The 11,041-nt window shown below is 72.8% G+C and carries 8 protein-coding genes and 1 pseudogene; 4 read left to right on the top strand and 5 right to left on the bottom strand.

Annotation, left to right across the window (positions count from 1 at the left end; translation table 11 throughout):
• Nucleotides 1-98 precede the first annotated feature (98 nt).
• Genes ACXR2U_RS23220 through ACXR2U_RS23205 form a run of 4 tightly spaced genes read left to right on the top strand, consistent with a single transcriptional unit; the run spans nt 99 to nt 5,357 of the window.
• Nucleotides 99-1,292 (top strand): hypothetical protein, encoded by a 1,194-nt coding sequence (locus ACXR2U_RS23220; RefSeq protein WP_458827468.1) that lies wholly within the window; start codon nt 99-101, stop codon nt 1,290-1,292.
• A gap of 25 nt (nt 1,293-1,317) precedes the next feature.
• Nucleotides 1,318-2,679, top strand: coding sequence for a type VII secretion integral membrane protein EccD (gene eccD / locus ACXR2U_RS23215; protein ID WP_458827467.1), 1,362 nt, complete (start codon nt 1,318-1,320; stop codon nt 2,677-2,679).
• A gap of 12 nt (nt 2,680-2,691) precedes the next feature.
• Nucleotides 2,692-4,068 (top strand): type VII secretion protein EccB, encoded by a 1,377-nt coding sequence (gene eccB, locus ACXR2U_RS23210; RefSeq protein WP_458827466.1) that lies wholly within the window; start codon nt 2,692-2,694, stop codon nt 4,066-4,068.
• Nucleotides 4,065-5,357, top strand: a complete 1,293-nt coding sequence (locus ACXR2U_RS23205) for a S8 family serine peptidase (RefSeq protein WP_458827465.1) — start codon at nt 4,065-4,067, stop codon at nt 5,355-5,357. The genes eccB and ACXR2U_RS23205 overlap by 4 nt, the downstream gene beginning before the upstream one ends.
• Here the strand turns inward: ACXR2U_RS23205 and ACXR2U_RS23200 are convergent.
• From ACXR2U_RS23200 to ACXR2U_RS23180, 5 genes and pseudogenes are all read right to left on the bottom strand, one after another.
• A complete protein-coding gene (locus tag ACXR2U_RS23200; RefSeq protein WP_458827464.1) occupies nt 5,332-6,525 on the bottom strand; it encodes a glycine C-acetyltransferase in 1,194 nt (397 codons plus the stop codon). The genes ACXR2U_RS23205 and ACXR2U_RS23200 overlap by 26 nt on opposite strands.
• Nucleotides 6,526-6,553: 28 nt before the next feature.
• On the bottom strand, nt 6,554-7,585 hold the full coding sequence (tdh, locus tag ACXR2U_RS23195; RefSeq protein ID WP_458827463.1) for an L-threonine 3-dehydrogenase: 1,032 nt from the start codon (nt 7,583-7,585) through the stop codon (nt 6,554-6,556).
• Between the two features lie 10 nt (nt 7,586-7,595).
• Nucleotides 7,596-8,837, bottom strand: a complete 1,242-nt coding sequence (ftsY, locus tag ACXR2U_RS23190) for a signal recognition particle-docking protein FtsY (protein WP_458827462.1) — start codon at nt 8,835-8,837, stop codon at nt 7,596-7,598.
• Nucleotides 8,838-8,918: 81 nt separating this feature from the next.
• Nucleotides 8,919-9,923 (bottom strand): L,D-transpeptidase, encoded by a 1,005-nt coding sequence (locus ACXR2U_RS23185; RefSeq protein WP_458827461.1) that lies wholly within the window; start codon nt 9,921-9,923, stop codon nt 8,919-8,921.
• A pseudogene (locus ACXR2U_RS23180) lies at nt 9,920-11,041 on the bottom strand (chromosome segregation protein SMC); the annotation flags it as partial. The gene ACXR2U_RS23185 and the pseudogene ACXR2U_RS23180, both read right to left, overlap by 4 nt.

Here is an 11,041-nt window from a genome sequence, read left to right as displayed (position 1 = left end):
TCACCGCCCGGTTGGCGTTGATCTCGCCGCGCCCGTAGAAGCCGTTCTTCGTGGTCGGCCCGGCACACGTCGCGTCGTAGGTGACCACCGCGCCGGTCGTGGTGACGAGCGGCGCCACCGGCCGGGCGACCGCACGCGGCGCCCGCCGCACCGAGGCGGACACCGACGACCGTTCGGCGGTCCCGCGGGGCGGGCCGGCGTCGGTCGCCCTCTCGCCGGGCACGTTCGCCGCCCCGGCGGTCCTCGCGGCGTGCGCCGTCGTCGTGGTGCTGCTGTCGACGCGGAGCACAGGTCCCGGGGACCTCCCGACCTGGTCGACCTGGGCGACCGGAGCCGCGCTGCTGCTCGCGGGCGTCGTCGCCGCCGTCCGGCCCGGCGTGGGCCGCCTCGAGAGGTGGGGCCGGATCGCAGGCGCCTTCGTCGGCGGCTGCGGCGCGTTCGTCCTCGCGGTGAGCCTGGAGTTCGCGGTCGACGTCGCGGCCGTGTGCGGTCTGGTCGTCGCCACCGCGGTCGCCATGCTCGGCCGGGTCTCGGCGGTCCGCCAGGGCGTGTTCGACCCGTGGATCACCGTCACCGCGGTCGGCACCGGTGCCCTGGCGGTCGAGGCCGCGCTCGCGATCACCCTGTCGTGGCCGACCTACGTGGGGCCGCTGCTGCTGGCCGGTGTCTCCCCGCTGGTGATGCGCGCGTTGCCCGCCCTGTCCCTCGACGTCCCCGAGGAGCAGTTGATCGACACCGAGAGGTTGTCGAACACCTCGTGGTCGGCGCGCACCGGCGTCAAGCGTCGGCGGCGACCGTTGCGTCAAGCAACGGTCGAGATCATCACCCGGCGGGCCAGCGGGATCGTGGCCGCAGGCATCGTCGCCGTCGCGGTGTCCTCCTCGGTCGGCTACGGCATCGCGGTGCGGTCCGCGATGCCCGGTGCGCTCGCGCGGTGGTCGTTGCTCGCCGAGGGGATCCTGCTCGCCGTCGGCCTCGGACTCGCCACGCGCACCATGCGAGACCGCTTCGGCAAACGGATCCTGCGCTTCGCCGCGGCCGCGATCGCGCTCGAGACCGGCTACTACCTGCACCTGCGCCTGCACGACACCGGGGACGTCGTGCTGGTCGTGCTGCTGGTCCTCGCGGCGCTCGGCGCGATCGGTGTCTCGCTCGCCCTCGACTCCGGGTGGCGTTCGTTGCGCCTGTCACGGATCGCCGACGCGATCGAGGGTTTCTGCGTCGTCTTCGCCCTGCCGGCCGCGTTGCTCGCGGCCGACGTCGTCGCGGTGCTGCGGCAGGCCGCCTCGTGACCCGCACCACCAGAAGGAGCACCTCGTGACCGTCACGCACCACGCCCCACCCCCGGTCGGGTCGCTCGTCCGCGTCACGATCACCGCGGGCGACCGCCGCCTCGACGTCGGCGCGCCCGGCAGCGTCCCGGTCGCGGAACTGGTGCCCGAGTTCGCCCGCGAACTCGGGCAGCTGGACCCCGAGACCGTGTGGGGCGGCTACCGCCTCATCCGGGCCGACGGCACGGCGGTCGACGTCGACCGCGGGTTGCAGGCCCAAGGCATCGGCGACGGCACGGTCCTGTCCCTGGAGTCCGGCGCGACCGCGGTCGCACCCAAGGTCTACGACGACGTCGTCGAGGCCGTCGCCGACGTCGTCGAGGGTCAGTTCGCGCCGTGGACCGCTCGCAACGCCGCCCAGACCGCTGTCGGCACGGCCATCGCCCTGTTGCTCACGGCCGCGCTCGGGCTCGTGCTCATGAGCGACCGCCGCATGCTCACCGTCGCGCTGGCCGGCGCCGTCGCCGTGGTGTTGCTCGGCGCGGCCGCAGTCGTCAGCCGGGCGCGGGGAGACCACGCCTCGGCGCTCGCGATCGCGCTCACGGCCACGGTGTTCGGTGGCGTGGCCGGACTGGTGGTCGACGACGGCGCGGTGGTGGGCCTGCCGGCCGCGTTCGCCGGTCTCGGACTGGTCGTGACCGCGGCGATCGGCGTGGTGGTGCTCGCCGACGACCGTGGCCCGCTCGCCGCACCCCTCGGCCTCGGCGGGGTGCTCGTCGTCGTCGGGCTGCTCGTCGACGTCGCCGAGATCTCCGCGGCCCGCGTCTACCCGATCGCCCTGGCCCTGGCGGTCGCCGCGGCGGTCGCCCTGCCGTGGCTCGCGACCTCGTCGTCGCGGCTGCGGGTGATCTCGCCCCGCAGCGAGGTCGAGATCTTCGCCGACCAGCCCCCGATCGACGCCACCGGCGTCGGCACCCGCACGCGGCAGGGCCAGGAGCTGCTCGTCGGACTCGCGGTGGCCACCGGCACGGTCGTCATGGCCATGACCCCGGTGCTGGTCGCCACCGGGGTGGTCGGCACCGCGCTCGCGGCGGTCGCGATCGGCCTGACCATCCTGCGCAGCCGTCTGACGCGGACGCGTGCCGCCGTGGTCGCGACGATGGTCACCGCCATGCTGGGTCTGGTCGAGATCGGCGTGCTGGGCGCGTTGCTGCACCCCGACTGGCGCCCGGTGCTGGTGGTGGTCTACGCCGTCGTCGCCGCGGTCGTGCTCACCGTCGTGTCGATCGCGCCCAAGCCCCGCGTGCGGCTCGGCCGGATCGCCGACGCCCTCGAACTGTCCGGCACCATCGCGTTGCTGCCGCTCGCGGTCGTCACCGCCGGCATCATCGGCCTGATCCGCTCGTAAGGGACCCGCGACATGGCATCGAAGAAGGACCTCGTCGAGGGGCAGTCGTTCAGCCGTCGGCGCCTCATCACCGCGTTCGTGAGCGGCGCGCCCGGTGGCCGCGAGGTGGAGCCGGGCAAGCCGTTGCGCGCCGTGGTGGGCGGCGTGGTGCTCTCGGCGATCCTGGTGGTGGGCGCCCTCGCGGCCGGCCTGCTCGCGCCGACGCTCCCGGACGGTTGGGACCAGGGCAGCCTGGTGATCGCGAAGGACACCGGCGCGCGCTACGTCGCCTTGGACGGCACGCTCTACCCCGTCATCAACACCGCGAGCGCGCGCCTGCTCGTGCCGTCGGGCTTCAAGGTCGTCTCCGCCGACTCCGACAAGCTCACCGACAGCAAGCGGGGGCCGACCCTCGGCATCGTGGGCGCGCCCGACGCCCTGCCCACGCCGGACTCCCTGGTCGACACGGGGTGGACGTCGTGCACCAGCCAGCTGCAGGGGACCGGCACCCGGATCGGGCGCTCCCCCGCCGCCACCGAGGTCAGTGACCAGGCGATCGTCGCGACGGTCGACGGCACCGACGCCGCCGAGACCTACCTGGTCGACAACGGCTTCCGCTACCGGATCCCGTCCGCGTCCGTCGTCCCGTTGCGACGCCTGCTGGCGCTCGACAACGCGCCCGAGTACACGGTCACCGCCGAGTGGATCAACCTGTTCGCGTCCGCGCCCGACGTCGGGTCGTTCGCAGTGCCGTCGGCGGGTAAGTCGCTCGCCGGCGTCGACGAGCTGCCGTCCACCGCGACCGTCGGCCAGGTCATCGCCGACAGCGCGAACCAGGACCGGCCCTACCTGCTGCTCGACGGCGGCCGGATCGCGCCGCTGACCCCGTTCGCCTACGCGATGTACCGGATCAACGCCGACACCGGCGGCACGAACGACCGGCCCGTCCCCGTACCCGGCGCCACCTTCGCCGATCTCGGCCGCGCCGACCCGGTGTGGCCGTCGGCCTGGCCGACCGAGGTCCCCACACCGCTCTCCGGCGTGCCGTGCGCGCTGTTGAACGCGGGCACCGGCGGCATCAAGCCGACCGTCAAACTCGCCGCGAGCAGTGACGACCCACCCGACAACCGCACCACCAGCGTCGTGGTCGACCCCGGCGCCGGCGCGCTCGTCCGCGCGATCGGCGTCGCGTCGATCACGAACGGAGCGGTGTTCCTCGTCGACCAGACCGGCGTGAAGTTCCCGGTCCAGAGCACCGACCAGAACAGCGATCCGGTGAGCCAGCTCGGCTTCAGCCGCGACGACATCGTGCCGGTGCCGCAGGCCTGGACCGCCCTGCTCGACGACGGGCCCACACTGTCGGTCGCGGACGCCCGCAAGGCCGTGAGCGCGGCGGGAGCCGGCAAGTGAGAGCCCGCCGGACGGCAGCGGGACTCGCGGTCGTCGCGGCGACGCTCCCGCTCACCGTGCTGGTCGGTCCGCCCGCCGGGGCGCGCGTCCCGTCCCTCGTGGCGCCGGGCGACTGCGATCCCACCGTGAAGAAGCTCGTGACCGCCACACCGCCCGCACTGCTGCAGCTCGGCTCGTCGGCGGCGAACACCGTCGCGACCGGCGAGGGGATCACGGTTGCGGTCGTCGACTCCGGCGTGGACGCGAACAACCCGCACCTGACCGGCGGTGTCGTGCAGCCGGGCGTCGACCTCTCCGGCGCCCGCACCCCCAACGGCCAGACCGACGTCTCCGGTCACGGGACGGCCGTCGCGGGCGAGATCGCGGCCCGTCGGATCGCCGGGTCCGGGGTCGTCGGCCTCGCTCCCGACGCCACGATCCTGCCGATCCGCGTGTACACCAAGGCGGAGGAGGACATCTCGCAGGACGAGCTGGGCATCACCCAGTTCGCTCCGACCGCCGCCGGGATCGCCAACGGCATCAACACCGCGGCCCGGTCCGGAGCCAAGATCATCAACGTCTCGATGAGCACGCCGACCGACAGTGCCGACCTCCGCGGCGCGGTCCGGTACGCGACCAGCAAGGGCGCGCTCGTCGTCGCGAGCGCCGGGAACCGCAACCAGAGCGACGACAAGACCAACACGCCGCGTTACCCCGGTGCCTACCCGGAGGCGTTGGCCGTGGCCGCGATCGACAACTCGGGCAGCGTCACCGACGACTCGATCCACGGCTCGTACGTCGACGTCGCCGCTCCGGGCGTCGACGTCCTCACCGCGTACTTCGGCGTCGGCGACTGCCAGCTGGCCAACGACTCCGCGTCGACCAGTTACGCCACCGCGTACGTGAGCGCGACCGCCGCCCTCATCGCCCAGGCCCACCCGACCGAGACCCCCGCCCAGTGGCGGTACCGACTGGAGGTCACCGCCCAGCGGGTGCGCCCCGACACCCGCGACGACTTCGCCGGGTGGGGCAACATCCAGCCCTACGAGGCGCTGACCTTCGTCTCCGACGGCACCGCCGCCGGACCGCAGGACCCGGCCGCGAGCACCCGGCCGACCCCTCCCGCGGTCGTGCAGTCGATCGCGCCGCCGGTGGCGGAGACACCCGACCACACGGCCCGCGACCAGACCCTGTGGCTGACGCTCGGTGGGGTCGTGGCCGTCCTGGTGCTGGCGCTGGTCGCCCTGTTGCGGCGTGATCGCGGGCGACGTGACCGCGCGAAGGTCACGCCACCTGCCGGCGTGCGCTGACGAACGCGGCGACGCACCGGTCGACGTCGTCGTCGGAGTGCGCAGCCGACAGCTGCACCCGGATCCGCGCCTTCCCGCGCGGGACGACGGGGAACGAGAACGCGACGACGTAGACGCCCTCGGCGAGCATGATCTCGGCGACCTGGGCGGCGAGGCGTGCACCGTCGTCACCGGGGAACATCACCGGCACGATCGGGTGCTCACCGGGCAGCAGGTCGAACCCGGCCTCGGTCATCGCGGCACGGAACCGCTGGGCGTTGCGGGTGAGGGTCTCGCGCGCGGCGGCGGACCCCGAGGCGAGGCGCACCGCGGCCCGCGAACCGGCGACGACGCTGGGGGCGACGGCGTTGGAGAACAGGTACGGACGCGCCCGCTGCCGCAGCAGGTCGATGATCTCCTGGCGCCCGCTCACGTACCCGCCGGACGCTCCGCCCAGCGCCTTGCCGAGGGTGCCGGTGACGACGTCGACGCGGTCGGTGACTCCGCTGCGTTCAGGGGTTCCGGCCCCGGTGGCACCGACGAAACCGACGGCGTGGGAGTCGTCGACCATGACCATCGCGCCGTAGCGGTCGGCCAGGTCGCAGATCTCGTCGAGCGGCGCGAAGTAGCCGTCCATCGAGAACACCCCGTCGGTCACGACCAGCACGGTGCGTGCGGATTCCGACGCCTTCTGCAGCTGTTCCTCGAGATCGGCGGTGTCACGGTTGCGGTAGCGGTACCGCTGCGCCTTGGACAGCCGGACGCCGTCGATGATGCTGGCGTGGTTGAGCTCGTCGGAGATCACGGCGTCCTCGGCGCCCAGCAGGGTCTCGAACACTCCCCCGTTGGCGTCGAAGCACGACGAGAACAGGATGGTGTCGTCGGTGTCGAGGTAGGCCGAGAGTTCGCGTTCGAGGTCGCGGTGCTGGGTCTGGGTGCCGCAGATGAACCGCACGCTGGCCATGCCGAAACCCCAGTCGTCGAGGGCGCCCTTGGCCGCCGCGACGATCTCGGGGTGGTCGGCCAGACCGAGGTAGTTGTTGGCGCAGAAGTTCAACACGTCGCGCCCACCGGTGTCGACGTGCGCGGACTGCGGCGACCCGATCAGCCGCTCCCGCTTGGTCAGACCGGCGGCGTCGATCCCCGCGAGCTCGTCGACATAACGTTGTTGCGTCGTAGCACTGTACAACGTTCCAACCCTTCCGTGATGGGGTCGTTCAGTCCCAGGACATGACGACCTTGCCCCCGACGCCGGCGGCGGCGGTGGCGAACGCCAGTTCCCAGTCGGTGTGGTCGAACCGGTCCGTGACCACGCTGCCGATCGCGGCCGTGAGCGTGGGGCTCGAGGCGAGCATCGCGCTCATCTCGTACCAGGTCTCGTACATCTCGCGGCCGTAGATGCCCTTGAGCGTGATCATGTGGCTCACGACCCGGGCCCAGTCGATGTCGATCGGCGCACTGGGCAGGCCGAGCAGCGCCACGCGCGCGCCGTGGTTGAGGTTGTCGATCATCTCCGGCAGCGCCGACGGGTGCCCGGACATCTCCAGGCCGATGTCGAAACCCTCGCGCATGCCGAGGGTCCGCTGGGCCTCGGCGACCTCTCCCGGTCGCACCGCGAGGTCGACCCCCACGCCGCGGGCGAGTTCGAGGCGTTCCTCGCGGACGTCGGTGGCCACGACGAACCGGGCGCCGACGTGCCGGGCGACGGCCGCCGCCATGATGCCGATCGGGCCCGCCCCGGTGATGAGCACGTCCTCGCCGACGAGCGGGAACGACAGCGCGGTGTGCACGGCGTTGCCGAACGGGTCGAAGACCGCGCCGAGGTCCGGGTCGAAGCCGTCCGGCAGCACCCAGACGTTGGACTCGGGCAGCACGACCAGTTCGGCGAACGCACCGTCGCGGTTCACCCCGAGGTTCGAGGTGCGGATGCACATGTGCCTGCGCCCGGCCCGGCAGTTGCGGCACGTTCCACAGACCACGTGCCCCTCGCCGGAGACCAGGTCACCGACCTGCACGTCGCGCACGGCGGCGCCGACCTCGACCACGGTGCCGCTGAACTCGTGCCCGGCCACCAACGGGGCGTCGACGGCCTTGGCCGCCCAGTCGTCCCACCGCTCGATGTGCAGGTCGGTGCCGCAGATCCCGGTGCGCCGGACCCGGATGAGCACGTCGCCCGGCCCGGGTCGGGGGTCGGGCCGGTCGACCAGTTCGAAGCCCGGTCGTCCGGCCGTCTTCCAGAGTGCCTTCACGGTCGGGCGCTCAGGCGGTGTCGCCGAGCAGGGCGTCGACGAACTGTTCGGGGTCGAAGGGCGCGAGGTCGTCGGGGCCCTCACCGAGGCCGACGAGCTTGACCGGGACGCCGAGTTCGCGTTGCACGCTGATCACGATGCCACCCTTGGCCGTGCCGTCGAGCTTGGTGAGCACGATGCCGGTGACGTCGACGACCTCGGTGAACACCCGCGCCTGCATGAGGCCGTTCTGACCCGTGGTGGCGTCGAGCACCAGCAGCGTCTCGTCGACCGGCGCCTGGCGTTCCACGACCCGCTTGACCTTGCCGAGCTCGTCCATGAGGCCGACCTTGGTGTGCAGCCGACCGGCGGTGTCGAGCAGGACGGTGTCGACCTTGCGCTCGGTGCCCTGCTTGACGGTGTCGAACCCGACGCTCGCGGGGTCCCCGCCCTCGGGGCCACGGACGGTCTCGGCGCCGACCCGCTCGCCCCACGTCTGCAGCTGGTCCGCGGCCGCGGCGCGGAAGGTGTCGGCGGCGCCGAGCAGCACGGTGCGGCCGTCGGCCACGAGCAGGCGGGCGAGCTTGCCGCAGGTGGTGGTCTTCCCGGTGCCGTTGACCCCGACCATCATCACGATGCCGGGGTGCTCGGCGTGCGGGGCGGTGTGCAGCGTGCGGTCCATGGTCGGGTCGATGGCCTTGACCAGTTCGTCGGCGAGCAGCGCCCGCAGCTCGCCGGCACTGCGGGTGCCGAGCACCTGGACCCGCGTCCGCAGGGCGGTGACGATCTCCTGGGTCGCGGCCACGCCGACGTCGGCGGTCAGCAGCGCCTCCTCGACCTCGTCCCACGACTCCTCGTCGAGGTGGTCGCGCGAGAGCACCGAGAGCAGACCGCGGCCGAGGCCGCTCTGGCTCCGGGCCAGCCGCGCCCGCAGCCGTTGCAGGCGGGTGCCGGCGGCCTCCGGGACGTCGAGTTCCGGCTGGGCCGGCACGTCGACCGTGGGCAGGTCGACGCCGGTCGTCCCGGTCGCCCCGCCGTCGATGCCCGGCACGGTGGGCAGCTCGACGGTGGTCGTGACCGCACCCTTGGCGGCGTCACGCGGGACCTCGGCGTCGTCCCCGACCCCCGGCGCGTAGTCGACCCCCGGCCGCGGCGCCGTCGGCCGTTCGAGGGTCGCGGTGCCACTGCCCCGCCCCCGGACGACGGCGAACGACACGGCCGCGACGACGAGCACCGCGGCCACGACGATGACGATCCAGATCCACGCATCCACGGCGTCCAGTCTCCCAGGCGTGGTCGCGGGGCCCCGGCGGCCGGGTCGCGCCCGGGCGTCCGGCCGCGCGGGTGCGCCGGGTCAGGCGGGCTTGAAGACCCCGCCGGCCTGCCACTCCGACCACGGGACGTTCCAGTCGCCGTAGCCCGCGCCCACGGTCATGGCCGGGCCGTCGGCGTTCGGGTACTCGAACACGTCGCCGATCTCGAAGGTGTCGAAGAGGTTCTGGGCGTCGGCGGGCAGCAGGTTGGTGCAGCCGTTCGAGGTCGAGCGGTGCCCGATGTTGCCGATGTTCCACGGCGCCGAGTGCAGGTACTCGCCGCCGTAGGTGAGGCGCTGGGTGTACTTGACGTGCGGGTCGTCGTAGCCCGGGCCGGTCATGCGGATGTCCAGGCCCTTCTCCATGATCACCTTGACGCCGCGGGCGGTCGGGGTGTCCGGGGCGCCGAGGCTGACCGGGTAGGTGCCGAACGGCTTGCCGTCGGCGGTGACCGTCATCTGCAGGGTCGAGGCGTCGATGCGGCCGAGGTAGGCGACCCCGGTCTCCATGTCGAGGGTCAGCGAGTTCTCGAAGTAGAAGTTGCCGCCCTCGGTGTCCTTGCCCGCCAGCACGTTCGCCACCGGCAGGTCCATGTGGATCTTGGCGTGCGCGGGCCAGTACTTCTCGGGCCGCCAGTGCGCCTCGTAGACCGACCCGTCGCCCCGCGCGGTCGACTGCCAGTACCAGTTGCCCTCGACCGGTTCGCCGTTCACGGTCACGGTCGTGGCGGCGTTGAACGCCTTGGCGTCCGTGATCTGCTGGTCGACGAAGGCGATGATCGGCATCCCGACCCCGCGGACGTCACCGTCGGCGTTGAGCAGCGACACGTGCACGGCGGTCGTGAGCTTCGGGGTCGGCGTGGGCGTGGGGGTCGGGCTCGACGGCGCCGTGGTGGTCGGGGTCGACGACGCCGATCCCGAGGTGGCCGCGGCCGAGGTGCCACGCCCCGATCCGCCGGAGCCACGGGTGCACGCCGACGCCACGGCGGCCACGGCGGCCGAGCCACCGAGCAGCAGGAACGACCGACGGTTGTACTGACGACTCACACGGTCACGGTACGTGAGTCATCGCGCCCGACAGTGTCTCCCGCGGCGTGACGCGCGTCGGCGCGGCCGAGATCAGGATCGACCACGTCGCCCGGTTCGAGCGAGGTTCCCGACGCCGGGTCGAGCGCGGTCTCCGGGGCCGCCGACGGCTCACGCAGCCGTTGGCTGATCACCTGGGTGATGCCGTCGCCGCGCATGCTGACGCCGTAGAGGGCGTCGGCGATCTCCATCGACCGCTTCTGGTGGGTGATCATGATGAGCTGGCTGCTGTCGCGCAGTTGGGCGATGAGGGTCAGCAGCCGCCCGAGGTTGACGTCGTCGAGTGCGGCCTCGACCTCGTCCATGATGTAGAACGGCGAGGGCCGGGCACGGAAGATCGCGACCAGCAGCGCGACGGCGGTCAACGAGCGTTCCCCGCCGGAGAGCAGCGACAGCCGCTTGACCTTCTTGCCGGGCGGCCGCGCCTCGACCTCGATGCCGGTGGCGAGCATGTCGTCGGGGTCGGTGAGCACCAGCCGGCCCTCGCCGCCCGGGAACAGCACCGAGAACACGACCTCGAACTCCCGGGCGACGTCGTGGTACGCCGAGGTGAACACCTCGAGGATGCGGTCGTCGACCTCGCGGACGACCGTCAGCAGGTCGCGGCGGGTGTTCTTGAGGTCCTCGAGCTGGGTCGACAGGAACTGGTGACGCTCCTCCAGCGCCGCGTACTCCTCCAGCGCCAGCGGGTTGACGCGGCCGATCTTGGCCAGGTCCTTCTCGGCGCGCGCCAGGCGTCGTTCCTGGGTCTCACGGTCGAACGGACCGGGACCCGGCGCCGACATGCCGTCGGCCGAGCCCTTCTTCGCGACCGCGGCCTCGAACTCCGCCAGCTCGGCGGCGCTCGGCGGCACCGGTTGGTCGGGGCCGTACTCGGCCTGCAGCGCGTCGGGTTCGACGCCCAGTTCCTCGACCGCCCGGCGGCGCAGTTCGTCCAGGCGCAGCCGCTGTTCGGCGCGGGCGATCTCGCCGGCGTGCACCTCGTTGGTGAGCGCGGCGAGGGTCTCCTGGGCGGTGCGCGCGGCGGCACGCGCCTCGGCGAGGGCGGCCTCGCCCGCGCTGCGGCTCGCCGCGACGTG

The organism is Jatrophihabitans sp. YIM 134969, assembly GCF_054456675.1.
The sequence above is the reverse complement of the archived record's forward strand: the minus strand, read 5'-3'. Positions and strand labels throughout refer to the sequence as shown.

What these genes read in the sequence shown, in the direction of transcription:
- eccB (WP_458827466.1), top strand. Translation starts at nt 2,692, where the DNA reads ATGGCATCGAAGAAGGACCTCGTCGAGGGGCAGTCGTTCAGCCGTCGG.